This window comes from Erysipelatoclostridium sp. An15 (genome assembly GCF_002160675.1).
Lineage (GTDB): Bacteria > Bacillota_I > Bacilli_A > Erysipelotrichales > Coprobacillaceae > Thomasclavelia > Thomasclavelia merdavium.
This window is the reverse complement of sequence record NZ_NFLA01000022.1, coordinates 1-25,070: the sequence shown is the minus strand read 5'-3', so window position 1 is coordinate 25,070 and position 25,070 is coordinate 1. Positions and strand designations below refer to the sequence as shown.

At 30.6% G+C, this 25,070-nt stretch carries 29 protein-coding genes and 1 other annotated feature; of the genes, 24 read left to right on the top strand and 5 right to left on the bottom strand.

The annotated features are described in order from the left end of the window. The first annotated feature begins 31 nt into the window (after window positions 1-31). The 17 genes from B5E92_RS08355 (at window position 32) to dnaJ (ending at window position 16,088) form a co-directional block, all read left to right on the top strand. The gene (locus B5E92_RS08355; protein WP_087301196.1) at window positions 32-607 is read left to right on the top strand and encodes a M23 family metallopeptidase; all 576 of its coding nucleotides are present in this window, start codon (window positions 32-34) and stop codon (window positions 605-607) included. Beyond that, the gene (locus B5E92_RS08350; RefSeq protein ID WP_087301193.1) at window positions 582-1,325 is read left to right on the top strand and encodes a site-2 protease family protein; all 744 of its coding nucleotides are present in this window, start codon (window positions 582-584) and stop codon (window positions 1,323-1,325) included. Before B5E92_RS08355 ends, B5E92_RS08350 begins: the two co-directional genes overlap by 26 nt. A gap of 40 nt (window positions 1,326-1,365) precedes the next feature. Beyond that, window positions 1,366-1,434: a sequence feature (ribosomal protein L21 leader region), on the top strand. A 23-nt stretch (window positions 1,435-1,457) separates the two neighbouring features. Beyond that, a complete protein-coding gene (rplU, locus tag B5E92_RS08345) occupies window positions 1,458-1,766 on the top strand; it encodes a 50S ribosomal protein L21 (RefSeq protein ID WP_087301189.1) in 309 nt (102 codons plus the stop codon). Further along, a complete protein-coding gene (locus tag B5E92_RS08340) occupies window positions 1,766-2,089 on the top strand; it encodes a ribosomal-processing cysteine protease Prp (RefSeq protein WP_087301186.1) in 324 nt (107 codons plus the stop codon). Before rplU ends, B5E92_RS08340 begins: the two co-directional genes overlap by 1 nt. A 3-nt stretch (window positions 2,090-2,092) precedes the next feature. After that, on the top strand, window positions 2,093-2,377 hold the full coding sequence (gene rpmA, locus B5E92_RS08335; protein ID WP_087301182.1) for a 50S ribosomal protein L27: 285 nt from the start codon (window positions 2,093-2,095) through the stop codon (window positions 2,375-2,377). Window positions 2,378-2,462: 85 nt separating this feature from the next. Continuing rightward, on the top strand, window positions 2,463-3,746 hold the full coding sequence (gene obgE / locus B5E92_RS08330) for a GTPase ObgE (protein WP_087301179.1): 1,284 nt from the start codon (window positions 2,463-2,465) through the stop codon (window positions 3,744-3,746). A gap of 123 nt (window positions 3,747-3,869) precedes the next feature. Beyond that, window positions 3,870-4,430, top strand: coding sequence for a Holliday junction branch migration protein RuvA (gene ruvA, locus B5E92_RS08325; RefSeq protein ID WP_087301176.1), 561 nt, complete (start codon window positions 3,870-3,872; stop codon window positions 4,428-4,430). Between the two features lie 11 nt (window positions 4,431-4,441). Continuing rightward, window positions 4,442-5,434, top strand: a complete 993-nt coding sequence (gene ruvB, locus B5E92_RS08320; RefSeq protein WP_087301173.1) for a Holliday junction branch migration DNA helicase RuvB — start codon at window positions 4,442-4,444, stop codon at window positions 5,432-5,434. A gap of 110 nt (window positions 5,435-5,544) precedes the next feature. Then, window positions 5,545-6,006: a ComEA family DNA-binding protein gene (locus B5E92_RS08315; RefSeq protein ID WP_087301170.1), complete on the top strand. Its 462-nt coding sequence runs from the start codon at window positions 5,545-5,547 to the stop codon at window positions 6,004-6,006. Then, the gene (locus tag B5E92_RS08310; protein WP_087301166.1) at window positions 5,997-7,991 is read left to right on the top strand and encodes a DNA internalization-related competence protein ComEC/Rec2; all 1,995 of its coding nucleotides are present in this window, start codon (window positions 5,997-5,999) and stop codon (window positions 7,989-7,991) included. The genes B5E92_RS08315 and B5E92_RS08310 overlap by 10 nt, the downstream gene beginning before the upstream one ends. Window positions 7,992-8,037: 46 nt before the next feature. Further along, complete coding sequence (holA, locus tag B5E92_RS08305; RefSeq protein WP_087301163.1) at window positions 8,038-8,985, top strand: DNA polymerase III subunit delta; 948 nt, start codon at window positions 8,038-8,040, stop codon at window positions 8,983-8,985. An 8-nt stretch (window positions 8,986-8,993) separates the two neighbouring features. Beyond that, window positions 8,994-10,208, top strand: coding sequence for an L-serine ammonia-lyase, iron-sulfur-dependent, subunit alpha (locus B5E92_RS08300; protein ID WP_087301160.1), 1,215 nt, complete (start codon window positions 8,994-8,996; stop codon window positions 10,206-10,208). Continuing rightward, window positions 10,198-11,292, top strand: coding sequence for a radical SAM family heme chaperone HemW (gene hemW, locus B5E92_RS08295; RefSeq protein ID WP_087301157.1), 1,095 nt, complete (start codon window positions 10,198-10,200; stop codon window positions 11,290-11,292). The genes B5E92_RS08300 and hemW overlap by 11 nt, the downstream gene beginning before the upstream one ends. A gap of 160 nt (window positions 11,293-11,452) precedes the next feature. Then, window positions 11,453-12,505, top strand: a complete 1,053-nt coding sequence (hrcA, locus tag B5E92_RS08290) for a heat-inducible transcriptional repressor HrcA (RefSeq protein ID WP_087301154.1) — start codon at window positions 11,453-11,455, stop codon at window positions 12,503-12,505. 11 nt (window positions 12,506-12,516) lie between these two features. Continuing rightward, window positions 12,517-13,071 (top strand): nucleotide exchange factor GrpE, encoded by a 555-nt coding sequence (gene grpE / locus B5E92_RS08285; RefSeq protein ID WP_087301151.1) that lies wholly within the window; start codon window positions 12,517-12,519, stop codon window positions 13,069-13,071. A gap of 16 nt (window positions 13,072-13,087) precedes the next feature. Beyond that, entirely contained in the window at window positions 13,088-14,908 is a 1,821-nt protein-coding gene (gene dnaK / locus B5E92_RS08280; protein WP_087301148.1) for a molecular chaperone DnaK, read from the top strand. 55 nt (window positions 14,909-14,963) lie between these two features. Then, the gene (gene dnaJ, locus B5E92_RS08275) at window positions 14,964-16,088 is read left to right on the top strand and encodes a molecular chaperone DnaJ (RefSeq protein WP_087301145.1); all 1,125 of its coding nucleotides are present in this window, start codon (window positions 14,964-14,966) and stop codon (window positions 16,086-16,088) included. A gap of 124 nt (window positions 16,089-16,212) precedes the next feature. On the opposite strand, the gene rpmB is transcribed toward dnaJ, so the two are convergent. Further along, on the bottom strand, window positions 16,213-16,398 hold the full coding sequence (gene rpmB / locus B5E92_RS08270) for a 50S ribosomal protein L28 (RefSeq protein WP_087301142.1): 186 nt from the start codon (window positions 16,396-16,398) through the stop codon (window positions 16,213-16,215). A gap of 237 nt (window positions 16,399-16,635) precedes the next feature. On the opposite strand from rpmB, the gene B5E92_RS08265 reads away from it, so the two are divergent. Both B5E92_RS08265 and B5E92_RS08260 read left to right on the top strand, forming a co-directional pair. Next, window positions 16,636-16,992 carry an Asp23/Gls24 family envelope stress response protein gene (locus B5E92_RS08265; RefSeq protein ID WP_087301139.1) on the top strand — a complete coding sequence of 119 codons (357 nt, stop codon included), beginning with the start codon at window positions 16,636-16,638 and terminating at the stop codon, window positions 16,990-16,992. A 12-nt stretch (window positions 16,993-17,004) separates the two neighbouring features. Then, window positions 17,005-18,666, top strand: coding sequence for a DAK2 domain-containing protein (locus B5E92_RS08260; RefSeq protein WP_087301137.1), 1,662 nt, complete (start codon window positions 17,005-17,007; stop codon window positions 18,664-18,666). 120 nt (window positions 18,667-18,786) lie between these two features. On the opposite strand, the gene B5E92_RS08255 is transcribed toward B5E92_RS08260, so the two are convergent. The 4 genes from B5E92_RS08255 to B5E92_RS08240 are packed head-to-tail and all read right to left on the bottom strand — an operon-like array spanning window position 18,787 to window position 20,713. After that, entirely contained in the window at window positions 18,787-19,335 is a 549-nt protein-coding gene (locus tag B5E92_RS08255; protein WP_255376209.1) for a site-specific integrase, read from the bottom strand. A 22-nt stretch (window positions 19,336-19,357) separates the two neighbouring features. After that, on the bottom strand, window positions 19,358-19,996 hold the full coding sequence (locus tag B5E92_RS08250) for a hypothetical protein (RefSeq protein ID WP_087301131.1): 639 nt from the start codon (window positions 19,994-19,996) through the stop codon (window positions 19,358-19,360). Continuing rightward, window positions 19,993-20,349 (bottom strand): helix-turn-helix domain-containing protein, encoded by a 357-nt coding sequence (locus B5E92_RS08245; protein ID WP_087301129.1) that lies wholly within the window; start codon window positions 20,347-20,349, stop codon window positions 19,993-19,995. Before B5E92_RS08245 ends, B5E92_RS08250 begins: the two co-directional genes overlap by 4 nt. Then, on the bottom strand, window positions 20,339-20,713 hold the full coding sequence (locus B5E92_RS08240) for a helix-turn-helix domain-containing protein (RefSeq protein WP_087301126.1): 375 nt from the start codon (window positions 20,711-20,713) through the stop codon (window positions 20,339-20,341). The genes B5E92_RS08245 and B5E92_RS08240 overlap by 11 nt, the downstream gene beginning before the upstream one ends. 259 nt (window positions 20,714-20,972) lie before the next feature. Between B5E92_RS08240 and B5E92_RS08235 the strand changes: the two genes are divergently transcribed. The 5 genes from B5E92_RS08235 to B5E92_RS08215 all read left to right on the top strand — a co-directional run bounded on the left by B5E92_RS08235 (window position 20,973) and on the right by B5E92_RS08215 (window position 24,801). Then, a complete protein-coding gene (locus B5E92_RS08235) occupies window positions 20,973-21,842 on the top strand; it encodes a ParB/RepB/Spo0J family partition protein (protein ID WP_087301123.1) in 870 nt (289 codons plus the stop codon). A gap of 52 nt (window positions 21,843-21,894) precedes the next feature. Then, window positions 21,895-22,827, top strand: coding sequence for a hypothetical protein (locus tag B5E92_RS08230; RefSeq protein ID WP_087301121.1), 933 nt, complete (start codon window positions 21,895-21,897; stop codon window positions 22,825-22,827). Between the two features lie 106 nt (window positions 22,828-22,933). Further along, on the top strand, window positions 22,934-23,800 hold the full coding sequence (locus tag B5E92_RS08225) for a ParA family protein (RefSeq protein ID WP_087301118.1): 867 nt from the start codon (window positions 22,934-22,936) through the stop codon (window positions 23,798-23,800). A 12-nt stretch (window positions 23,801-23,812) separates the two neighbouring features. After that, the gene (locus B5E92_RS08220) at window positions 23,813-24,496 is read left to right on the top strand and encodes a ParB/RepB/Spo0J family partition protein (protein ID WP_087301116.1); all 684 of its coding nucleotides are present in this window, start codon (window positions 23,813-23,815) and stop codon (window positions 24,494-24,496) included. Between the two features lie 14 nt (window positions 24,497-24,510). Continuing rightward, complete coding sequence (locus B5E92_RS08215; RefSeq protein ID WP_087301113.1) at window positions 24,511-24,801, top strand: single-stranded DNA-binding protein; 291 nt, start codon at window positions 24,511-24,513, stop codon at window positions 24,799-24,801. The last annotated feature ends 269 nt before the right edge of the window (window positions 24,802-25,070 follow it).

The window sequence follows — 25,070 nt, the reverse complement described above, 5'->3', positions numbered from 1 at the left end:
TTTTATTTCATATACTTTATTAGGTGATGTAATGGACGATTTAGATGAAGTGCGAAAACGAATACAAAAAAGGCGTGGCGTCAAGAAACCATTAAATGATGATAATTTTAAATGTTTTTATAATTTTATGGTTAAATTTATGGTTGTAATTGTTGTTGCTTTAGTATCGTTATCATATGTTAAATTAAACCCTAATAGCAGCATAAAAGAAATGGTTTTAAATGATGCTAATTATAAAGCAGTTACTAGCTGGATTTCGGATACTTTATTTTCTTTTTTGCCAGATGAAGATGTTTCTGTTTCAAGTGCAGTAACTTATCAAAATATTAGTGGTGATTATTTTAAAAATAATAGTAATGAGGTATTAAGTATAACTGATGGACGAGTAATAGAAACCGGGATCGATGATGGTTCTGGCAGTTATGTAACTGTTTTAGGAAAAGATGAAGTTGAAATAACTTATGGAAATATTGATAATGTGATGGTTGCTTTATATGATGAAGTTGCCCAAGGAATGATATTAGGCAGTTATCAAGAACAGTTGATTTTAAAATTTGAATATTTAGGTGAGGAAATAACTTATGAAGAGTATCAAAGGATGGAATGATTGGTATCTCCATCCTTTTACTTTGATATATTTATTAGCTGCCTGTTTAAATAATAATTTAAGACAATATTTAAGTGCGTTAATAATCGTATGTATTCATGAATATGGTCATTATTATTTTGCTAAGAAATTTAATTTTAAAATAGAAAAAGTTGAAATTATGCCTTTTGGGGCTTTTTTAAGTTTAGAAGATTATGGAATGCATCATATTGTAGAAGAACTAGTAATGTTATTAGGGGGACTAGTTACTCATTTTGTTTTATATATATTTATTAGCTGTTTTTTTACTAGTGATTATTTACTGGCGGTAAATCGATTAGTGTTGATTTTTAATTTGTTGCCTATTTATCCTTTAGATGGTTCAAAAATTTTATTATTGCTTTTATCATTAGTTGTTGATTATTATCAGGCTATTAAGATTCAAATTAAAGTATCGATTATGTCTTTATCGTTATTAATTGTTTTGTATCATCAACTCGGGTATTTAATTATTTATGGTTATTTAATATATGTTAATTATCAATATATTAAAGAATTTCGTTATATGGTCATTCGTTTATATTTAAACCGGCTTGAAAGTAATCCGTATAAAAAAATTAAACTAAATTATAAATATCGTTTTTATCGACCATATAATAATTATTATTTAATTGATGATCATTATTATAATGAAAAACAGGTTTTATATGAATTGATAAAAAACCTAAAAAACAGTTGACTTAACGAGGTTAAAATTATATAATTCACTTGTTGTAGACCTCTAGCTACAACCGCACATAAGAGGTATTAAAGCATAGCTGCCTTGGTTGGCGAGTCTTAGATATTAAAAATATTATAGGAGGTGCGAAATATGTACGCAATTATTGAAACAGGTGGAAAACAATTAAAAGTTGAAGCTGGTGATACTATTTTTGTAGAAAAATTAGATGTTGAAGCTGGAGAAAAATTTGTTTTTGATAAAGTTTTAGCAATCGGTGATAAAACAATCAAATTAGGAGCTCCTTATGTTGAAGGTGCAACTGTAGAAGCAACTGTTGAAAAACAAGGTAAAGAAAAGAAAGTTGTTGTTTACAAATATAAACCTAAAAAACATTATCACAAAAAACAAGGTCATAGACAACCTTATACAAAATTAGTAATCAATACAATTAATGGTTAATGATTAAAGTAACAGTAAAAAAGAAAGATAATTATATCGTTGATCTTAAAATAAGTGGTCATGCTAATAGTGATGAATATGGTAAAGATTTAGTATGTGCCGGTGTTTCTACAGCTAGTATTGGTACATTAAATATGCTAGTGAAAAAAGATTTTTTAAATCGTAATTTAGGAACAATTGAGGTTGATGAAGGTTATATAAATGTAGTTGTTAATCAAGTGGATGATATTTGCCAAGTGGTGCTAGAGACACTTGTTGTAATATTGGAAACAATGGTTGAAAGCTATAGTCAGTATATTAAAATATCTATTATGGAGGTGTAAGATATGATGTTCAAATTAGATTTACAATTATTCGCTTCTAAAAAAGGGGTTGGGTCAACAAAGAATGGTCGTGACTCTAAATCTAAAAGATTAGGAGCTAAATTATCTGATGGGCAATTCTGTACAGCCGGATCTATTATTTATAGACAAAGAGGAACTAAAATTCATCCTGGTACAAACGTAGGAAAAGGTGGAGATGACACTTTATTTGCTACTGTTGATGGAATCGTAAAATTCGAAAGACTAGGACGTAACCGTAAACAAGTTTCAGTTTATCCTGCTGCATAATTAAAATCCCTGAAAAGGGATTTTTTGTTGTATAATTATTAAATAATTTGTAGCATAATATAATTAAAGGAAAAGAGGTGGCTAGATGCAGTTTATTGATAAAGCAAAAATTAGAGTTGAAGCTGGAAAAGGCGGTGATGGAACAGTTGCCTTTCGTCGTGAAGCCCATGTCCCTAAAGGAGGGCCAGCTGGTGGCGATGGTGGAAAAGGTGGCAGTGTTGTTTTTGTCGCTACTACTTCACTTTCAACATTATTGGATTTAAAATATAATCGTTTATATAAAGCACCTGCCGGGCAAAATGGAATGCCTAAAAAAATGCATGGTAAAGACGCGATTGATACAATTATTAAAGTACCGGTAGGAACAGTAATTATTAACGAGGCTACTGGTAAGATAATGGCTGATTTAACAGAAGATAAGCAAAGAGTTGTAATTGCTAAAGGTGGCCGCGGTGGTCGTGGAAATGCTCGTTTTGCAACTTCAAGAAATCCAGCACCACAAATTTGTGAACGTGGTGAACCTGGTGAAAATTTTGATTTAATTTGCGAATTAAAATTATTAGCCGATGTTGGATTAGTAGGTTTTCCATCAGTAGGGAAATCAACATTATTATCAGTAGTTACTAGAGCTCGTCCTGAAATTGCTGATTATCATTTTACAACTATCGTACCTAATCTAGGAGTTGTTCAAGTTAAAGATGGTCGTAGTTTTGTTATGGCTGATTTACCTGGTTTAATTAAAGGAGCAGCACAAGGAAAAGGATTAGGACATCAGTTTTTACGTCATATTGAGCGTTGTCGTGTTATTGTTCATATAATTGATATGGGTGCTGTTGATGGTCGTGATCCATATGAAGACTATGTAACAATTAATAAAGAATTGGGTGAGTACCAATATCGTTTATTAGAACGACCTCAAATTATTGTTGCCAATAAAATGGATGAAGAAGGTGCTGAAGAAAATTTAGCGCGTTTTAAAGAAAAAGTTGGCGAAGATGTTAAAGTGTTCCCAATCAGTGCTATTATTCATGAAGGTGTTGATCAAGTATTATATGCGGTTGCTGATGCTCTAGCAAATGCACCAGTCTACACTCTTGAAGATGAAGAAGAAAATACTGTTGTTTATACAATGAATGAAGAAGAAACTAAACCATTTGAATTACATAATTTAGGTAATGGTAATTGGTCAATTACTGGTAAGAAAATTGAACGAATGGTGGCAATGACTTCACTAGTTAGTGATGATTCATTAAAACGTTTCTTAATTAAAATGCGTAATATGGGAATTGATGAAGCTTTACGTCAAGCCGGAGCTCAAGATGGCGATAATGTAAAAATTGGAGATTTTGAGTTTGAATATTACGAATAACCAGCTAGTAATTCTAGTTGGTTTTTTTTAATGACGGTGTTATAATTGGTCGTGTGATTTTGATACAAATTTGAGATAAAAAATAAGCTTTGTTATAGTATAATATTTATAAAGGAGTTAGCGATGTATAGCTATATAGTTGGGAAAATTGTTGAAATAAATGTTGATCATATTGTAGTAGAAAATAATGGGATTGGTTATTTAATATATGTAAGTAATCCTTATGAATTTACCAAAGAGGAAGTTAAAATATATTTATATCAGCATGTCAAAGAAGATGGCATCTTTTTATATGGGTTTAAAACCAGTGAAGAAAAAGAAATGTTTTTAAAATTGATTTTAGTTAAAGGAATCGGTTGTAAAACGGCAATGGGAATTTTAGCTACTGGTGATGTTAATAGTATTATTAATGCTATTGAAACTAGCAATGTATCATATTTAAAAAAGATTCCAGGTATTGGTCCTAAAGCAGCGCAACAAATTATTTTAGATTTACAAGGGAAATTTAAAAATAGAGTATTGGAAACTTTGGTTAATAACGAAGATATTGAAGAAGCTAAAGAAGTGTTGATGGCTTTAGGTTATCGTAAAAGTGAAGTTGATCGAGTGTTAAAAATCATTAAAAATGAAAAATTAGATACTAATGGTTATGTAAAAAGAGCTTTAAGTTTATTAGTTAAATAAGGAGGATGGAAATGTCACGAAATGAGGTTCTTGATGTTAATATAGTTGAAGATGAAGAAAGTACTTTACGTCCTTCTTCGTTTGATGAATATGTTGGTCAAACAGATTTAAAAGAAAATTTAAAAGTTTTTGTTGGTGCTGCTAAGTTAAGGAATGAATCATTGGATCATGTTTTACTATATGGGCCTCCAGGATTAGGAAAAACGACGATGTCAATGATTATCGCTAATGAAATGGAAAAGAATATTAAAATTACAACTGGACCTAGTATTGAAAAAACCGGTGATTTAGTAGCTATTTTAACAGCTTTAGAGCCTGGTGATGTTTTATTTATTGATGAAATTCATCGTTTAAATAAAGTAGTTGAAGAAATTCTTTATCCAGCAATGGAAGATTTTTGTGTTGATGTAGTAATTGGTAAAGAGGCTTCAACTCGTTCTGTTCGTATTGATTTGCCACCATTTACTCTAGTAGGAGCAACAACTAGAGCTGGTGACTTATCAGCACCATTGCGTGATCGTTTTGGAATTATTTCTAAATTGGAATATTATGACGAAAAAGATTTAAAAACTATCATTGATCGAACTAGTCGTATCTATCATATGCCAATGGATGATGATGCTAAATCGGCTTTAGCGATGCGTTCACGAGGAACACCGAGAATTGCTAATCGACTATTTCGACGGGTAAGGGACTTTGCTCAGTTTAATGGTGAAGATATCATAACTAAGGAAAGAACAATCGATGCTTTAGATCGTTTAAAAGTCGATACTTTAGGGTTGGATGAAGTGGATCATAAATATTTATTAGGTATTATTCAGCGTTTTAAAGGAGGACCAGTTGGATTAGAATCATTAGCAGCTTCAATTGGTGAAGAACCCCAAACTCTTGAAGATGTTTATGAACCATATTTATTGCAGATTGGTTTGATTAAAAGAACACCCCGCGGTAGAATTGCTACTGCTGAGGCCTACCATCATTTAAATATTCCTTTTGATAAGTAGACTGCTTTGCAGTCTTTTTTATTATCCTTTAAAACAAAAATTATTAGGTAAGCTAAAAAGATTTGTAGTTAGATTATAATAATTGTCTTGTAATAAAGGAGGCGATATGGATGAAAAAACATGAGATAATTGGCTTATTGATTGTATTATTAATATCTACTGTATATTCATTTGTCTTACCTGAAGAAAATGTTGCAAAAATTGTTTTAGAGCCTGAAATTACAATTATTGTTGAAGGGTGTTATAATGAAACATTAATTTTTAATCAAACACCGACAATAGGGGATGTATTGGAAAAATTAAAGATTGAAAATGTATACGGATTTGACCAGACAGTTGTGTTAGAAAGTCAATCCGTTTTTTATATTCCTGATGCTAGTTTAGAATTAATATCGTTAAATAATGCAACAATAGATGAGTTGATGACAATTAAAGGAATTGGACCAAAAACTGCTCAAAAGATTATTGATTATCGAAATCAAACACCCTTTAAAACAATTGAAGATATTCAAAATGTATCAGGAATAGGTGAAAAGACCTATTTGCGTATTCGAGAATTATTATGTTTATAAAATATAGTATTTCTTATTATGCCCTATTTTGTTTGCTAGTAATAATAACAATTTTAGTGCATCCAGTTTTTATAATTTTTGTATTAGGATATAGTGTATTTATTGTTTATCGTCTAAACTGGGTTAATTTAATTTTAATGATAGTTTTTACAATCGCTTTTGTAATGATCATGCATTATCCACAAAGTTGTAGTGATCCTTATTTACAAGGTACTATAATTAGTCAAGATGATAGTAGTGTTGTAATCCAAACTGCTGCTACTAAAGTAAAAGTATATGGTAATTTTACTGGTTTTGCTGTAGGCGATGAACTAGAAATTAAAGTATCATATTTTGATATTAGAGAACCAACAAATGATAATGCCTTTAATTATAAACATTATTTATATAGTCGAGGGATTACTAATAATGCCGTTTTAACAAATATTATTTCTAGTCAAAAGCATGAAACGTTGTTACAAAAATTACAAAGTCGTTTTGCAGGTGAGGATTTAGTTAATAGTTATGCTTCGATGTTTATTATTGGAGTTAAAGATGAATTGATCAATGATTATTATCAGCAATTAACTAATTTATCAGTTGTTCATTTATTTGCTTTATCAGGATTACATATCCATATGTTAAAAGGAATAATAAAAAAGCCATTAGGCTTTTTATTACCAGAGAGATTTTTAGAATATTTTTGTTTAGTAATAATTGGTTTTTATATTTATATTATTCCTTTTAATGTTTCTTTTTTACGAGCGTATTTAGTAATGGTTTTAAATACGCTTTTTAAAAAATATTTAAATCGTTTAGATAGTTTAGGGATAGTTGCATTAATAATGATTTATATGAATCCATATATTATTTTTAACTTATCATTTATCTTTTCTTATTTTATGTATTTATTAATTATATTTATTAATCGCCACAAATATCTTAACTTATTACTATATATAGGTAGCATTCCAATTATTCTGACAATTCAATATCGTATTAATTTATTATCGTTTATCTTGGGGGTTATCTTAACCCCATTAGTTAGTTTATTATATCAATTATTATGGCTATATACATTGTTTGGCAGCTTTTTTAAGCCGGTTACATCTTTAGTTATAACAATGTTGAATAATATAATTGTTTTTTGCGAAGATTTTTCAATTTTTATTAATTTTATGAAACCATCGTTATTTTTCTTGTTAGCTTTTTATTTTATTTATTTTAAATTATTATTTAAAGTAAATATTAAACAAAAAATTTATCATGAAATAATGTTACTACTAAGTTTAATGATTGCATTTTACTTTAAACCATATTATCAAATTTATGGGCAAGTAGTTATGATCGATGTTGGTCAAGGAGATTGTTTTTTAATCCAACAGCCATTTAAACTTGGCAATATTTTAATTGATACTGGTGGTTTGAAAAATACTGATTTGGCTGAAGTTACCCTAGTACCATATTTGCGTTCTATTGGCGTGTTTGAATTAGACTATGTTTTTATTTCTCATGATGATTTTGATCATAGTGGTGCTTATGATTCATTAAGTGAAAAGATTAAAATTAAAGAAACAATTACAACATATCAAGAAAAGATGACTATTGGTAATGTTGAAATAGAAATGTTAAAAACACCATTAAGTGATGATAGCAATGATTCATCTTTGGTATTCGTTGCAACGATTAACAAATTAAAATATTTGTTTACTGGAGATATTTCAACTACGGTAGAAAAGCAGTTAGTTGAAACATATCCGGATTTAAAAGTGGATGTTTTAAAAGTATCTCATCATGGCAGTAATACAGCTACAAGTGCCTTGTTTTTAGAAAAAATAAAGCCTAGAATTGCTTTGATTAGCTGTGGCAAAGGGAATTTATATGGTCATCCCCATGATGATGTTATTCAAAGGTTGCATGATTATGGTGTTAAGGTTTATCGTAGTGATCAAATGGGAATGGTAAAGATTGTATATTATGGTAATGATAATTATATTTTTCAATGACTTTATTATCTAAATGGGCTATAATTGGATTACTGGAGGGATTTAGATGATTTGTTTAATATATGGTGAAGAACGTTTTTTAATGGAACAAAAACTGGCATCTTTAAAAAAGGAATATAATTGTAATGATGAAAACATGAATATTTCTGTTTTTCGTGGTGATGAAGATCGAATGAAAGATGTTTATGAAGATTTGATTACCCCTCCTTTTTTTACTGATAATAAGATGGTTATTTTAAAAAATCCAGTCTTTTTAACAACCAAAAAGGTTAAAAAGGATGATGAACAGTTAAAATATTTTGAAAAATGTTTAACGGATAATCAGGAAACTATTTTTGTAATTTATTATAATGGTGATGATTTTGATAAAAGAAAGAAAGTTGTTAAACAGCTTTTAGGTAGTGTTGAAGTTTTTAAGTATGATAAAGTTAATCACTATCGAATATCTGATAGTACTCGTAAAGCAATAAAACGTCGTGATGCAACGATTGATGATGATGCTTTAGAACTGTTATTAAAACGGGTTGATGATAGTTTAGAAAAAGTGGCCAATGAAGTTGAAAAATTATGTTTGTATAGTAAACATATAACCTATGATATTGTTGATACATTAGTAAGTAAACCGTTGGATGAAAATGTTTTCGATTTAACAAGTGCTATTTTACAAAAAGATCGTCAAAAAATGTTCATGATTTATCATGATTTGATGATTTTAAATGAAGAGCCTATAAAACTAATTGTCTTGATAGCTAATCAAATGCGATTGATTTATCAAGTGAAATTATTGGTTCGAAAAGGGTATAATGATAAAGAAATTGGAAAGATATTAAGTATTAATCATTATCGATTGAAATATCTACGACAAGAAGGACAAGACTATGATCTTAATGAATTATTAGAATGTATTGATCAATTATCAAAACTTGATGTTGAAATTAAAACAGGGAAAATCGATAAAAAAGTTGGACTAGAATTATTTATGATTAGAATTTAGGAGGATATATGGAGTCGTTACGTGAATTATTTAAAATAGGGGTGGGCCCTTCTTCTTCGCATACAATGGGGCCACAAAGAGCAGCATTAAAAATTAAGGAAACATATCCTGATGCCGATCATTTTGAAGTGTATTTACATGGTTCATTAGCTTTAACAGGAAAGGGACATCTTACTGATTATATTATCGAAGAAACTTTAGGTAAAGATAAAGTTAAAATTCATTTTGTAAGTGAGGCCTTACCTAAACATCCAAATGGAATGATTTTTGTAATTTATCAAGATGGTAAAGAAATCGATCGGATTACGGTATATTCAGTTGGTGGTGGTACTTTAATGTATGATAATGCTAAAATTGCGCCACCTAAACAAGTTTATCCACATCATAATTTAAAAGAAATTCTTGATTATTGTGAAAAACAGGGAATTAATCTTTATCATTACACTCTTGAGTTTGAAGATGAAGATTTTAAAGCATATTTATATGAAGTAATTGATGCGATGTTTAAATGTGTTGAATCAGGCTTAGCAGCAACAGGAATTATTCCAGGACGATTAAAATTAAAAAGAGTAGCTAAATCAATGTATCAACAAGCTATTAATACGCGACGTTCAGGTGAACGAGATCGGTTACTTGTTAGTAGCTATGCTTATGCTGTTAGTGAAGAAAATGCTTGTGGTCATCAAATAGTAACAGCACCAACTTGTGGTGCTAGCGGGGTATTACCAGCTGTATTGTATTATTGTTATAAACAGTTAGGATTACCAAAAAAAGAAATTATCAAAGCTTTAGCGGTAGCAGGAATATTTGGGAATGTTATTAAAACAAATGCAACGATTTCTGGGGCTGATGGTGGCTGCCAGGCTGAAATTGGTAGTGCTTGTGCTATGGCAGCAGCTGCTTATGGCTGGATCTTAGAACTTAATAATAGTTTGATTCAATATGCAGGAGAAATGGGCTTAGAACATAACTTAGGTTTGACATGTGATCCTATTGGTGGTTATGTCCAAATTCCATGTATTGAACGAAATGGTTTTGGCGCTTTAAGAGCTATGGATGCGGCAATGTACGCTAAGCAATTAGGATATTTAAGAAAAAATAAAGTTTCTTTTGATGCAGTAGTAAGAGTAATGAAAGAAACAGGAAAAGATTTAAATAGTGCTTATAAAGAAACTTCTTTAGGTGGTTTAGCTAAAGAATTTGGTTTTGAAGATGAAGACTAATTCTTTATATATCCATATTCCTTTTTGTCAGGATATTTGTGCATACTGCGATTTTTGTAAAGTATTTTATCAAGAAAAAATAGTAGATGAGTATCTTAAGGTTTTAAAAGAAGAATTGGATGGTCTTGTAGTTAAGGAACCGCTAAAGACCATTTATATTGGTGGAGGGACACCTAGTTCTTTAAATTACCAGCAGTTATCTTTTTTAATGGCGATGATCAAACCTTATCTAAGTGATTCTTTACAGGAGGTTTGTATTGAAGTTAATCCTGAAAGTATAGATGATAAGAAAATGAAAATTTTAAAAGATGGCGGGATCACTCGCTTGAGTATCGGTGTTGAATCATTTAATGAGAAAATATTAAAGGCAATTAATCGTCATCATAATAAACAGCAAGTTTATAATGTAATAAAGATGGCTCATGAGTTCAACATTGATAATGTTTCCATTGATTTAATGTATGGACTACCAAAACAGACTTATCAGGATATAAAAGCAGATTTACTGGAAGTTTCTAAATTAAATATTCAGCATATTTCTTATTATGCATTAATTTTAGAAGATCATACTGTTTTAAAAAATCAGGATTATCATTTATTGGATGAAGAAACAGAGTTACAAATCAATCGCATGATTGATAATGAACTTGCAGCGCTTGGTTTTTATAAATATGAAATTAGTAATTTTGCAAGACCAGGTTATCAATCAATTCATAACTTAGCTTATTGGCATTATGATAATTATTATGGGATTGGAATAGGTGCTAGTGGTAAGGTTGATGATTGTTTATATGAACATAATCGGAATTTAAATGCTTATTTAAAAAGGAAAAATATTATTGATAAAACTACTTATTCTAAAGAAGATACAATGTTTAATCATTTGATGATGTCACTTAGATTAACAGCTGGATTGGATCTAAATGAATTTAAAAGAAGATATGGTGTTACTGTTATGGATGTTTATCCTGATGCGCTTTTAAAGCATTTGAAGTTAAAAACGTTGGTTATTGAAAATGACCATTTAAAATGTAATGAGGAATCGATATATTTATTAAATAATATTTTGATCGATTTTTTATAAAAGAGGCAGCTTGATAGCTTGTATTCATTAATATTTTTGATGAATATAGGATATTTAGCTGTTTTTTTATTTTTTAGCACAAAGATGTTGACAGTGCTAAAAAAAGATGTATAATGTATTTAGCACAAAGGAAAGATGAGTGCTAAGGGTGGTGAAACTAATGCTAACAGCAAGGCAATTATTAATATTTAAATGTATTGTTGATGAGTTTATTGAAACTGCAGAACCAGTAGGCTCAAAGACATTGATGAATAAATACCAATTGCCATATTCAAGTGCAACCATTCGAAATGAGATGAGTAATCTTGAAGAATACGGGTATATTGAAAAAACTCATACTTCTTCAGGACGAGTTCCTTCGATTGAAGGTTATCGTTTTTATGTTGATAATCTAGCAAAGCATGATTTAGATGAAGGTGTAAAAAACCAGGTGGCTCAGATTTTTAGTGATCGTCATCGCAGCTTGAATGAAATTATTCAAGATAGCTGTGAGATGTTAAGTGATTTAACTCATTTAACATCAGTGGTTTTAGGACCTGATTCTAGCTTTGATACATTACAGCAAATAAGTGTTGTGCCATTAAATGAAAATCGAGTAACTGCGATTATTATTACTAATCAAGGACATGTTGAAAATAAAATTTTCGATATTAACCGTGAGCATAAGATGGAAGACTTATTAAGCTGTGTTGGCGTTATGAATGATTTGTTGATTGGAACTCCAATCGATCAGATTGCATTTCGTTTAGAAAGAGATGTAAAACCGATTTTGTCAGTTAAAATCAAGGAACATGAAGAATTATTCAATGCTTTTCTTGAAGCGTTTGTTCGTTTTGCTTCTAGCAACGTTTACTTTTCAGGAAAAGAGAATATGTTGTACCAGCCAGAGTATAACGATGTTAATAAGTTGAGAAGAATCGTTAGTGCATTTGAAAACTCTCAAGTATGGAATTTCTTACAGCCTTTATCCAATGAAGAAGGGGTTACGGTAAGAATTGGTTCTGATTCACCAATAAATGAAATTGAAGATGTTTCTGTTATTTCTGCTTCATTTAAGACCGGAGAAAGAACCAAGGGATCTATTTCAGTAATTGGGCCGACAAGGATGCCATATGAAAAAGTAGTTTCCTTAGTAGAGTATATTTCAAAGAATATTGAAGAAGCTTTCTTTGAAGAATTTGATGAGACAGATGATGATTCAAACGATGAATAGAGGTGAATATAATGAGCGATAAAGAAAATAATGTAGTAGACGAAACAGCAGAAGAAACTACTGAAGAAGTAGTTGAAGAAACAGAAAATATTGATGAAGATAAAGAAAAATCGGCTGAACAGCAAATTAATGATTTGATGGAAGAAGTAAATGCTTGGAAAACAGATTATTATAAAGTATTTGCAGATATGGAAAATCTTAAAAAGAGATTGCAAAATGAACATGCAAATGCCATGAAATTTATGATGCAATCATTTATTGAACAGTTATTACCGGTTGTTGATAATTTTGAAAGATCATTAGCAATCGTTAATCCAAGTGATGAAATCAAGAACTTTTTAAAGGGTTATGAAATGATCTATTCTCAATTGATGGAAGTTTTAAAAGCTCAAGGAGTTACAGTGATCAAAGCTGAAGGTGAAGAATTTGATCCTAATTTCCATCAAGCTGTAATGACAGTTAAAGATGAGAATTTTAAACCAAATATGGTTGTTGAAGAATTACAAAAAGGATATATGTTAAAAGATCGCGTTATTCGTGCATCTTTAGTAAAAGTTAGTGAGTAATAGGAGGAATGTTATTATGAGTAAGATTATTGGTATTGACTTAGGTACTACAAATTCATGTGTCAGTGTTATGGAAAATGGTGAAGCAAAAGTTATTGCTAATCCAGAAGGAAATCGTACAACTCCATCTGTTGTATCATTTAAAAATGGTGAAATTATTGTTGGTGAAGCTGCAAAACGTCAAGCAGTTACTAACCCAGATACAGTTATGTCAATTAAAAGACATATGGGAACTAGCCATAAAGAACATGTAAATGGTAAAGATTATACACCACAAGAAATTTCAGCAATGATTTTACAAAACTTAAAAGCTACTGCTGAAGCATATTTAGGTGAAACAGTTACTAAAGCTGTAATTACTGTTCCAGCATATTTCAACGATGCGCAACGTCAAGCAACTAAAGATGCTGGTAAAATCGCAGGATTAGAAGTAGAACGTATTATTAACGAACCAACTGCTGCTGCTTTAGCATTCGGTCTTGATAAATTAGATAAAGAACAAAAAGTATTAGTATATGATTTAGGTGGTGGTACTTTCGACGTATCAATCCTAGATTTAGCTGATGGTACTTTTGAAGTATTAGCAACTGCTGGTGACAACCGTTTAGGTGGAGATGATTTTGACCAAAAAATCATGAACTGGGTAGTTGAAGAATTCAAAAAAGAACAAGGAATTGATTTATCTGCTGATAATATGGCAATGCAAAGAATTAAAGAAGCTGCTGAAAAAGCTAAAAAAGACTTATCAGGAACTATGCAAACACAAATTTCATTACCATTCATTTCAGCTGGAGCTAGTGGACCATTACATTTGGAATTAACATTAACAAGAGCTAAATTTGATGAATTAACTCGTGATTTAGTTGAAAGAACTGAAGGACCAGTTCGTCAAGCATTATCAGATGCTGGTATGCAACCAACTGAAATTCATCAAGTATTATTAGTTGGTGGTTCAACTCGTATTCCTGCAGTTCAAGAATCAGTAAAAAGATTATTAGGAAAAGAACCTAATAAATCAGTAAACCCTGATGAAGTTGTATCTATGGGTGCAGCAATTCAAGGTGGTGTTATCGCTGGTGATGTTAAAGACGTATTATTATTAGACGTTACTCCATTATCATTAGGTATCGAAACTATGGGTGGTGTAATGACAGTATTAATCGAAAGAAATACAACTATTCCAACTACTAAATCACAAATTTTCTCAACAGCTGCTGATAATCAACCTGCTGTAGATATCAACGTATTACAAGGTGAAAGATCAATGGCTAGAGATAATAAACAATTAGGTTTATTTAAATTAGATGGAATTGAACCAGCACCTCGTGGTGTACCACAAATCGAAGTTACTTTCAGCATTGACGTTAACGGTATCGTAAATGTTAAAGCTAAAGATTTAAAAACTCAAAAAGAACAATCAATCGTTATCCAAAACTCTAGTGGATTAAGTGATGAAGAAATCGATCGTATGGTTAAAGAAGCTGAAGCTAATAAAGCTGAAGATGAGAAAAAACGTAAAGAAATCGAAACTAGAAATAAAGCTGAACAAATGATCAATGAAATTGATAAAGCTTTAGCTGAACAAGGTGATAAGATTGATGCTACACAAAAAGAATCAGCTCAAAAATTAAGAGATGAATTAAAGACTGCATTAGATAACAATGATATGGCTACATTAGAAGCTAAAATGTCTGAATTAGAACAAATGGCACAACAAATGGCTTCATATGCATATCAACAACAAAACAATAATGCTGGTGCAAATACTAACACATCTGGTACAACAAATAACCAAGATGACAATGTTGTTGATGCAGATTTTGAAGAAAAGAATTAATTTAAAGCCAAGGCTTTGCCGCCTTGGTTTTAACTAGTATAAAGAGGGTGAATATATGGCTGAAAAAAGAGATTATTATGAAGTCTTAGGAATAAGTAGACAAGCTTCAGCTGATGAAATCAAGCGAGCTTATCGTAAAAAAGCAAAACAATATCATCCCGATGTCAATAAAGAGCCCGGTGCTGAAGAAAAATTCAAAGAAGTTCAAGAAGCATATGAAGTATTATCTGATCCAAATAAAAAAGCAACATATGATCGTTTTGGTCATGCTGCTTTTGAACAAGGTGCTGGAAATGGCGGTGCTGGTGGATTTGGCGGATTTGGATTTGAAGATGTCGATTTAGGTGATATTTTTGGTTCGTTTTTTGGCGGTGGTGCAAGAAGCCGTCAACGAAACAATGGACCACGACGTGGTGAAGACCGCTTAATGCGTTTAAATATTGATTTTATGGAAGCAGTAAAAGGTGTTAAAAAAGATATTAAAATAACTTATGATGCACCTTGTAGCCACTGTAATGGAAGTGGCGCAAAAAATCCAAATGATGTTCAAACATGTTCTCGCTGTGGTGGTCGCGGAACTATCCAGCAACAACAAAGATCTCCTTTTGGAACATTTGTAACAGAAACAACTTGTCCTGATTGTAATGGTACTGGTAAGGTTGTTAAAGAAAAATGTCCTCATTGTCATGGACGTGGTTATGAGACTAAAACAGTTACTGTTCAATTGGATATTCCTGCAGGTATTAATTCTAACCAGCAATTACGTGTCGCTGGCAAAGGTGGCCGTGGTGTAAACGGTGGTCCTAACGGTGATTTATTTGTTGAAATTCAAGTAGGAAGTCATCCACATTTTAAACGTGATGGTCGTAACATTCATATTACTGTTCCGGTTTCTAATGTTGATGCAACTTTAGGGTGTGAAGTTGATGTTCCAACTGTTCAAGGGGATGTAACAGTTAAAATCCCAGCTGGAACACAATCTGGAACTATTTTAAGATTAAAAGGTAAGGGTGTAAAAGATCTTCATAGTAGTAATTATGGGGATGAAATGGTACGAATTGAAGTTAAGATTCCTACTAAGTTATCTTCAGAAGAAAAAGAATTATATCAAAAGCTTTCAAAATTATCTAAGAAAAAAGAATCAATTTTTGATGCATTTAAACGTCAATTTAAAAAATAAATTAAATTTTAATATATAAAAAAGAAAGATATGCTTTAATAAAAAAACATACCTTTCTTTTTTTAGTTATTACTTTTTGTATTTTGGATAAAATAAAAATAGTACTTGCGTACTATTTATATTACTAAGCTGATTTTCTTAAAGTTCTTAATTCTCTAGCAGAAATTCTTACTTTTGTAGGTTTACCATCTACTAAAATAGTGGCTTTTTGTAAATTAACATTCCATTTTCTTCTACTTGCATTTAATGCATGTGAACGTGTATTTCCAGACATTGGTCCTTTACCACTGATTTGACATTTTCTTGACATGGGTTCTCCTCCTTATCTTTAGTAGTGTTTTTTACGTACTGCAATATATTATCATCTTTGCTCGTAAAAAGCAATTACTTTTTATAAAAAAGTATTAATTTCTCGATAAAAAATAAATCTTGAAAAATTTTAATAGTTTGCTAGAATAAAATCTAGCTCTAAGAATTGTCAAGAGTTATTATTTAAGATATAATTGTTAGAGATAGTATTTTTAAACGAATACAAGGAGGCATATAGATGATTGAAAAAAATAATAATATGGGAACTGTCAACATTTCTTTAGATGTTGTAGCTACTATTGCCGGTGGTGCCGCAATCGAATGCTATGGAGTAGTAGGAATGGCTAGCCAAAAAAGACTTAAAGATGGTTACTATGATCTTTTAAGAAAAGAAAACTATTCGAAAGGTATTGTTGCCCATAATGGAGAAAGTGGTCTAATTTTAGATCTTTATGTTATATTGGGATATGGAATCAAAATTACAGAAGTATTGCATGAGGTGCAAAAAAAGGTAAAATATGTAGTTGAGTCTACTTTAGATGTAAATGTAGAAGCAGTTAATGTCTACGTTCAAGGTATACGAGAAGTAGAGTAGAGGAGATAGAAGATGAAAGAAGTAACAGGTGAATTATTTAAAGAGATGGTTTTATGTGGTGCCAATACATTGCATAATAATTATCCAGAAATCGATGCATTAAATGTCTTTCCAGTTCCTGATGGTGATACTGGTACTAATATGTCATTAACTTTTTCTGCTGGGGCAAAAGAAGTAGATAATTTTGATTCTAATAATATTGGAGATATTTCTAAAAAGTTGTCAAAAGGGTTATTAATGGGTGCCCGTGGAAATTCTGGGGTAATTTTATCACAGATTTTTAGAGGTATTTCAATGACTTTACAAGGTCATGAAAGTGCCGATGCTATGTTATGGGCTGAAGCATTGCAAAACGGCGCTAAAGTAGCGTATAAAGCGGTTATGAGACCTGTAGAGGGAACAATACTAACAGTTATTAGAGAAGCTAGTGAAGCAACAATGAAATATGCTAAGCCAGGCATGGAAATTGAAGATGTTTTCTCTTATTTTGTAAAAGAAGCTGAATTAGCTTTAGAAAGAACACCAGAGTTATTACCAGTCTTAAAAGAAGTTGGAGTAGTAGATAGTGGTGGTGCTGGATTATTACTTGTATTTACAGGATTTATGGCTGCTCTAGCTGGTGAAAGAGTTGATTATGTTGAGATTAAATCATCATCAGATACAGCTATGAGTGCTGTTGCTAGTGTTGAAAGTGGCGAAGATGGTTATGGTTATTGTACAGAATTTATTATTAGACTAGAACCTTCATTAGTAACTAAATTTAAAGAAGATCAACTAAAAAAAGAATTAGAACTTTTACCAGGTAATAGTATCGTAGTTGTTCAAGATGAAGAAATTGTTAAAGTCCATGTTCATACTATGAAACCAGGAAATGCTTTAAATATTGCTCAACGTTTTGGAGAATTCGTAAAAATCAAAATTGAAAATATGCAAGAGCAAAATGATGCAATTCAAGGTAGTGCAGGATCAATTGTAGGTGTTGATGATAGCAAAGCTAATGATAAAGGACCTGCTAAAGAAACTGCAGTTATTTCAGTATGTGCAGGTGATGGTTTACGTGATTCTTTCTTAGAGTTACATTGTGATTATGTTGTTAGTGGTGGCCAAACTATGAATCCTTCTGCTGAAGACATGGTTCAAGCAGTTAGAAAAGTTAATGCTAAAAATGTAATTATTTTACCTAATAATTCAAATATTGTAATGACTGCTCAACAAACAGCAACAATTTTAGAGGATGAAGTAAATGTAATAGTAATTCCAACTAAAACTATTCCACAAGGATTATCAGCATGTATTATGTACAATCCAGAAGCTACTCTTGATGAAAATGTTGCTGATATGACAGAAGCTGTTGGCAATGTTAAAACAGGACAAGTAACATTTGCAATTAAAGATACTGTAATTGATGGTGTTGAAATTAAAGCAAATGATTATATGGCTTTGGTTGAAAAGAATATAATAGATTGTAAAGATAATAAATTAAAAGCATTAAAAGTTGTATTAGAAAATATGATTGATAATGATTCTGAAATTATTACACTAATTTGTGGTGAAGATGTAAATGACGAAGATGTTGAAGAAATCGAAAGCTTCGTTGAAGATAATTTTGATGTTGAATTAGAAGTAATCGATGGAAAACAGCCAGTATATTCGTTTATTGTAGGTGTTGAATAAATTCAATTCTCAAAAAGTGCCGATATAATCAGCACTTTTTTAATTGATATTCAAATTTTACGCTTATTTTACGCTTATTTACGCACAAATTTGGAAATATTAAGTAAAAAAGCCTGTTTTTTATTGGTCATCTTCAAGATTGAATTCGATTAGTTGAGCTATCTGATGTTCCTTGGATTTTAAGACATCAGCATATATATTAGCTGTTGTTTGAATATCATTATGGCCTAGATGAGAAGAGACTACTTTTATATCTACATCGTTCATAAGTAACAATGTTGCATTAGCATGTCTTAAGAAGTGAACTGTTATATATTCATAATCAGTTCCTTTTTTTACTGCGTTTAATCTTTTATTGATATTATTTCTATGTATATAATCTCCTAATGGAGTAGAGAAAACTATATTAGGATTAATATATTGTTCTTTTAAAAATTGTTTTCTTTCATTTTGTTCTTGTTGGACCATTTTAAGAATGTTAAAAACGGTGTTAGACATTCCTAGTATTCGATAGCTGTTATTTGTTTTTGGTGGTCCAATAATTGGATCCTTTCCGACAAAATTAATAGTTTTGTTGATATTAATTTCTTTATTTTTAAAATCAATATCATTCCAAGTTAAAGCTAAAGTTTCTCCAATACGCATTCCTGTATAAATTTGAAATTGGATAACTGCATTATGAACTGAAAAATCATTTGTTTTTTTTTATGATATCTTTAATTTGATTAATTTCTAATGGCCTTTTCTTGATTGATTTATTAATGCTAGGCTTTATTGCATGATTACATGGATTTTCTTTAATCCATCCTTGAGAAATAGAAAATTCAAATAATCTATTTAATGCTGAAAAAACTGTTTGAACATAGGAATCTTTATAATACTGTTTTGGACGTAAAGGTTTCCCGGTTTTTCTATCTCTAACAATGGCAACATCATTTAAAAAGATAGTTATGCGACTGGTAGAAATATCACCAATACGGTAGTTCCCTAATTCAGGTAAAATCTTATTTTGGACTAAACTATCAAGTGAGTATATGGTTGATTCTCTTAATTTATTTGGAGCATAGTATTTCTTATACCACGACCATACTTCAGATAGTTTTTTATCAATACCAGTACTTTGTTTCATTTGAAATTGATTTTGAAATTCTAATTCCATTTCTTTTGCAATCTGTCTAGCTTTGCGTATTCCCATACCTTTAGGTTGTTTAAATGATTTATATTTACGATTTTGAACATATTGACCTCGTCGATCAATTTTATAACCTTCAAATACAGTTATATAAAATGAAATAGTACCATCTTTATTCTTTTTTTCACGAATACTCATTTTGAATTTCCTTTCTTAATAGTATTTAAATATTTTTTTAAATCAACCAGTGCTATATTATGTTGTTTTAATGATTTTAGTATTTGAATAGATTTTTTATCAAGTAATAATATTGATTCTACATATTCATCATGATTGATATAAAAATCTTGTTTTAATAAAAAATCTAACGAGACATTATATAGTTTAGGAAGCGTGTAAAGAACTTTATTACTTGGAGTACGTGTACCTTTTTCGTAATGGCTTAAAGCTTGTTTTGTCATAAATCCACTCGCTTTAGCTGCTTCTACTTGGGTATATCCAGCATATAATCTAGCATATTTAAATCTGTTATTTATGTGTTTACGTTTCATATAAATAATCCTTATAGTGCCTTTGTATAAAGAAATTTATACGTTTTATTTTGTTATAATCTATAATACTATTTAATAGTGACAGTAATTCATCATCGATACCTAAAACTTTATCCATATAATCATTATGATTTTTATAATCATCTAAACAGAGCAGGTAATCAGTAGATACTTTTAGTACTTCATGCATTCGTATTATTGTATCAACATTAGGTAATCGTTTTGATTTTTCATATGACATTATAGTTGCTTTACCACCTTTGAATCCAAGTAGTGATGACAATTGTGGTTGAGTAAGTTTCATTGTTCTTCGACATTCTTTAAAGCGATTGGGTAAGTTTTTATCTTTGTAATATGTAACCATTTTTTCTCCTTTCTTAGATGTATCAAAGTATAGCAGTCTGTTGACATAATCATTATAAGAATGAAAAAAATTATTACAAAGGTACGATTTTTCAGCACAGTTTGTTTTTCTTTATATAGTTCATGTATGTTTTATGAAAGTATATTTTCGTGAATTATTATGATTAAAAGTTTAATAACTTTTTTAAAATTAAATATAAAATTTTGCGGATATCTTATGAATTTAAGGTATCCGCTTTTTTATTAGGCAGGTGAACTATATGGAGTATATATATAAGGTGGTGAATCTACAACAGTTAGATGAATTTCCAAATCATCCATATCAGGTAAGAATAGATGAAGATTTAAGAAATCTTCAAAAAAGCATCATGGAAAGAGGAGTTGATGAACCATTGATTGTTAGAAAGATTAATGACAGGTATCAAATCATATCTGGACATCGAAGAATGAAGGCCTGCCAATTGGCTGAGATTAACGATGTACCCGTCAGGATAGTTGATCTTAATGATGACGAAGCTGTAATCATGATGATTGACAGCAATTTGCATAGAAGAAAATTATTGAAAAGTGAGTTAGCATTTGCCTATCGAATGAAATATGAAGCTTTAAAACATCAAGGAAAAGTAATTGATGAAGCTTCGTATCCAGTAGATACGAAGTATAATACTGATTCAGCTCAAAGAATTGCAAATGAAAAAGGTACTAGTAGAGCACAAATATTTCGCTATATACGTTTGACTTATTTAAATAAAGAACTACTTAATCTGGTTGATGAAGAAAGAATTGCTTTTCGACCAGCAGTAGAACTTTCATTTTTAAATGGTAAACAACAGGAAATGCTTTTAAAAGTTATAGAAGAACTTGATGCAACACCTAGTTTATCTCAGGCTAAATTCTTTAAAGAACTGGCACAAGATGATGAGCTGGATGAAGAAACCATCTATGATGAATTATTGCAGGAAAAGCCAAATCAAAAGGAAAAATTAAAATTGGAAGCCAGTAAATTAAGCCAGTATTTTCCTAGAGGTGTGACACCTCTGGAAATGCAGGAAGCTATCTTTTATTTGTTGGAAGAACACAGTGATGAACTGGAACAGTATATGGCCACTTCATATGAACTGAAGATATAAAAAACAAGTAAGAAAAGCTTAGTTGTCTATTTACCAGCGGGAGAGAGGAAAAATGATAAGTAATAATGTTTATTTAAGATTCGATACTTTTGATGATGAAAAAAGTGTATTGAATTTTATTAAGGAAGAAAACAATTTTAAAGCTAATTCTAAAACATGGAAGAAAGATATCTACAAGTTATTGAGATACAAAAAGAAGCATTTAAGGAATTTTGGTAAAGATAATCAGTATCGTAATATTTTTGGCTATTATCTGAAGATCATGATTCCCGATACTTTTGATAAAAGAGTTGATGAGTTTGTGAGAAAAACTATGTTAGAAATTGATAAACGATTTTTAAAAGACTTGTATGTTTATAAAATAATTACAGAAGGTAAAGGAATGTATGTTGAGATTATCTGTTTTACAAGATATGTGTATAAAAGAGCAAAGAGATGTCTAAAGAAATATCAGCGTGATTATTACTATGATCAAAAGACAAAAAAATTATGCAAGAAGAATCATCCTGATGCTGTATTAAAAGCTAAAAAGGGTGATCTTATGCTGGATAGCAATGGTCATGAAATATATGAAGCTGTTGAGGTCAAAACAGTTGAAGATAGAATCTTTGTTTATAAAACAATTCAGCAATTAACACGAAGATTAAAGAATGCTGTGGCAACTGTCATTAAAGATGATCAGTATCATGAGCTGATTGTTAATATTGTTTCAAGAATTACCATTGTTAAAGATGATAGTTTGGCGGTTAAAAAATATAAACAACAAAGAAATATAGTTATCAGGAAAATCAATGAAATTATTCGATCTTTTGTTGAGCATATGAAATTGGGAAATCTTTTAACCATTTCGAAAATAGAAGAAGTCAATGAAGAATGGTGCAAAAAAGTTGATGAGATGGTTCATGAAAAAAGCTGTTGTTTTGATGATATGAAAGATTATCTTTATAAATGGTGGCAACAGAATATTATTGAAGTCATGTTCTAGTCGGTAAATTTACCGGGTAGAAAATTTGTACATTTGTTTATAAAGTGAAAAAGAAACAAAATAAAAACAGAAAGGTTCCAGTAAAGCTGGATTAAGGGAAAAGAAAATGAAAATTATAAGTGTAATCAATCAAAAAGGTGGCGTTGGAAAAACGCAGACAAGTATTAATTTAGCAGTAAGCTTAAGCAGAAAGGGATATCGTGTACTGCTTATAGATGGAGATGCACAGGGCAATGCAACAAGCTATTTTGACAAAAAAGTAAATGATATCAATCTATCAAAATTTATAGAAAAAGAGTTTGATAATCAAGAACCATTAAAATGGCTTGAGGAGGCATTAGGTGATGCATTCTATGAATATGATATCAATGATGTTCTTTTAGGACAGTGTCAGATCAAAGAAGCAATATATACTACTGATTATGAAAATCTGTCTATTATACCATCTACAGAAACAAGACTGATCAATACAGATCAGCTTATAAAAGCTGCCAATAAAATGCAGCATAATCGTCTAAAGAAAGCGTTAAGGGATGTAAGAAAAGAATTTGATTATGTTGTCATTGATAATGCGCCAACATTTAATACAATCACTCTAAATACTTTATTTACTAGTGATGAAGTCATCATTCCTTTAAAAATTGGAAGATTTGAACTTGCAGGTTTTATCAAAACAATGAATGAACTGGAAAATCTAATGAATGACTTTGAATGCTTTTATCAGATCTATGTGCTTTTTAATATGATTCCTAGAGGTAAGAGACCTCTTTATAGTGCTTTCATTGAAAAAATCAGAAAAATATTTAGTTCAACAGATAAATTATATGAAATTAAAGTTTTAAATACCACAATAGGCTATCAGGATGCTGTTGCTTCTAAGTCAGCTATGTCCTGTCAGCTGTTAGTTGATACCAAGAGTAAGATTGCTGATGACTACAAAAGATTTGCAGAAGAAATATTAGAAAAAGAATAGTAGGTGATACATATGAGTTTAACAGATTTACAGAATATGCAACCTAAGATGAATCATCTGCTCGGTCTTAGAAAAATTGATATTGAAGATATAAAAGAAAATGATCATAACATTTTTGAACAAAGAGATATCGATGAACTGAAAGAAAATATCAAAAAAGATGGACTATTAAAACCGTTGGAGGTTTATCAGAATGGTGATCATTATATTTTGATAGGTGGACATCGTCGTTATAACGCTTTGTTGCAGCTGTATATGGATGATTTAATCGAACCAGAGATTAACTGTATTGTCTATCCCAAACCGGATTGTGAAAATAATGAATTGATTCAGATCATTGCTTCAAATGCTCAAAGAAACATGAGCAAAGCAGAACTGGTTGAAATAACAAGAATACTGTTAAAAGTTTTAGAGAGTGAGCCGGACAGAAAACCAAAGGGCATGGAAACCAGAGTCTGGATAGGCGGATATTTAGGGGTATGTGGTAAGACAGCGCAGGAATATATCAATTTAGCAAGAGGAAAAAAGAAAGCTTCAAAAAAAGAAAGAGATACATCTTTTGAATACGTTGAAACGTTACTTAGAGAGAAGTATTCAACTAAAGTAAAGGTGACTAAAAATAGATTGACACTTATTTACAATGGAGTGGATGATCTTAATAGAATACTTGAAATCATGAATTGTATAGAAAAATAAAATGGAGGACTTATATGTTTAAAGTAATTTTATGTGGAAAAATCTGTAGTGAATTGACTATCAAAGAAGTTGGAGACAGAAAGGTATGTAATTTTACATTGGCATGTAAAAATGCATTTGATAAATATGAATCACATGTACGATGTTCAATATGGGGTTCGTTTGTTGATGAACTGGTAAAGAAAGATTACACAGATAAAACAGTACTGATCGAAGGAGAAGGAACGAATAAGCTGTTGGAAAACAATGATGGAAATCGTCATTATATTTTTAATGTCAAATGTTCAAGAATTGAAGTTGTATGATAAAATGAGGTTTTCGCCCTGAAAAGACAAATAAACAATAGACGATAGTCGGCGAAACCTCTCTCCTTTTTAGTTTATGAAAGGCAGGTAACTAAAGTGAATATTAAAGAAAGAAGAAAAGAAACAAAGGCATATGATCTGGTTACATTGGTGTTAATGTCAATATAAAATTTACCAAAAGTGTTAGTTTAATTTTCACCAGTTCTGGTTGTTATGATCATCATCCTCAATCATGGATATCTTATCCTTTGTTCGATATGACCTTCCTG

Excerpts from the sequence above, each read along its gene's own strand:
- B5E92_RS08355 (WP_087301196.1), top strand. The coding sequence starts at position 32 with ATGGACGATTTAGATGAAGTGCGAAAACGAATACAAAAAAGGCGTGGC.
- B5E92_RS08350 (WP_087301193.1), top strand. The coding sequence starts at position 582 with ATGAAGAGTATCAAAGGATGGAATGATTGGTATCTCCATCCTTTTACT.
- rplU (WP_087301189.1), top strand. The coding sequence starts at position 1,458 with ATGTACGCAATTATTGAAACAGGTGGAAAACAATTAAAAGTTGAAGCT.
- B5E92_RS08340 (WP_087301186.1), top strand. The coding sequence starts at position 1,766 with ATGATTAAAGTAACAGTAAAAAAGAAAGATAATTATATCGTTGATCTT.
- rpmA (WP_087301182.1), top strand. The coding sequence starts at position 2,093 with ATGATGTTCAAATTAGATTTACAATTATTCGCTTCTAAAAAAGGGGTT.
- obgE (WP_087301179.1), top strand. The coding sequence starts at position 2,463 with ATGCAGTTTATTGATAAAGCAAAAATTAGAGTTGAAGCTGGAAAAGGC.
- ruvA (WP_087301176.1), top strand. The coding sequence starts at position 3,870 with ATGTATAGCTATATAGTTGGGAAAATTGTTGAAATAAATGTTGATCAT.
- ruvB (WP_087301173.1), top strand. The coding sequence starts at position 4,442 with ATGTCACGAAATGAGGTTCTTGATGTTAATATAGTTGAAGATGAAGAA.
- B5E92_RS08315 (WP_087301170.1), top strand. The coding sequence starts at position 5,545 with ATGAAAAAACATGAGATAATTGGCTTATTGATTGTATTATTAATATCT.
- B5E92_RS08310 (WP_087301166.1), top strand. The coding sequence starts at position 5,997 with ATGTTTATAAAATATAGTATTTCTTATTATGCCCTATTTTGTTTGCTA.
- holA (WP_087301163.1), top strand. The coding sequence starts at position 8,038 with ATGATTTGTTTAATATATGGTGAAGAACGTTTTTTAATGGAACAAAAA.
- B5E92_RS08300 (WP_087301160.1), top strand. The coding sequence starts at position 8,994 with ATGGAGTCGTTACGTGAATTATTTAAAATAGGGGTGGGCCCTTCTTCT.
- hemW (WP_087301157.1), top strand. The coding sequence starts at position 10,198 with ATGAAGACTAATTCTTTATATATCCATATTCCTTTTTGTCAGGATATT.
- hrcA (WP_087301154.1), top strand. The coding sequence starts at position 11,453 with ATGCTAACAGCAAGGCAATTATTAATATTTAAATGTATTGTTGATGAG.
- grpE (WP_087301151.1), top strand. The coding sequence starts at position 12,517 with ATGAGCGATAAAGAAAATAATGTAGTAGACGAAACAGCAGAAGAAACT.
- dnaK (WP_087301148.1), top strand. The coding sequence starts at position 13,088 with ATGAGTAAGATTATTGGTATTGACTTAGGTACTACAAATTCATGTGTC.
- dnaJ (WP_087301145.1), top strand. The coding sequence starts at position 14,964 with ATGGCTGAAAAAAGAGATTATTATGAAGTCTTAGGAATAAGTAGACAA.
- rpmB (WP_087301142.1), bottom strand. The coding sequence starts at position 16,398 with ATGTCAAGAAAATGTCAAATCAGTGGTAAAGGACCAATGTCTGGAAAT.
- B5E92_RS08265 (WP_087301139.1), top strand. The coding sequence starts at position 16,636 with ATGATTGAAAAAAATAATAATATGGGAACTGTCAACATTTCTTTAGAT.
- B5E92_RS08260 (WP_087301137.1), top strand. The coding sequence starts at position 17,005 with ATGAAAGAAGTAACAGGTGAATTATTTAAAGAGATGGTTTTATGTGGT.
- B5E92_RS08250 (WP_087301131.1), bottom strand. The coding sequence starts at position 19,996 with ATGAGTATTCGTGAAAAAAAGAATAAAGATGGTACTATTTCATTTTAT.
- B5E92_RS08245 (WP_087301129.1), bottom strand. The coding sequence starts at position 20,349 with ATGAAACGTAAACACATAAATAACAGATTTAAATATGCTAGATTATAT.
- B5E92_RS08240 (WP_087301126.1), bottom strand. The coding sequence starts at position 20,713 with ATGGTTACATATTACAAAGATAAAAACTTACCCAATCGCTTTAAAGAA.
- B5E92_RS08235 (WP_087301123.1), top strand. The coding sequence starts at position 20,973 with ATGGAGTATATATATAAGGTGGTGAATCTACAACAGTTAGATGAATTT.
- B5E92_RS08230 (WP_087301121.1), top strand. The coding sequence starts at position 21,895 with ATGATAAGTAATAATGTTTATTTAAGATTCGATACTTTTGATGATGAA.
- B5E92_RS08225 (WP_087301118.1), top strand. The coding sequence starts at position 22,934 with ATGAAAATTATAAGTGTAATCAATCAAAAAGGTGGCGTTGGAAAAACG.
- B5E92_RS08220 (WP_087301116.1), top strand. The coding sequence starts at position 23,813 with ATGAGTTTAACAGATTTACAGAATATGCAACCTAAGATGAATCATCTG.
- B5E92_RS08215 (WP_087301113.1), top strand. The coding sequence starts at position 24,511 with ATGTTTAAAGTAATTTTATGTGGAAAAATCTGTAGTGAATTGACTATC.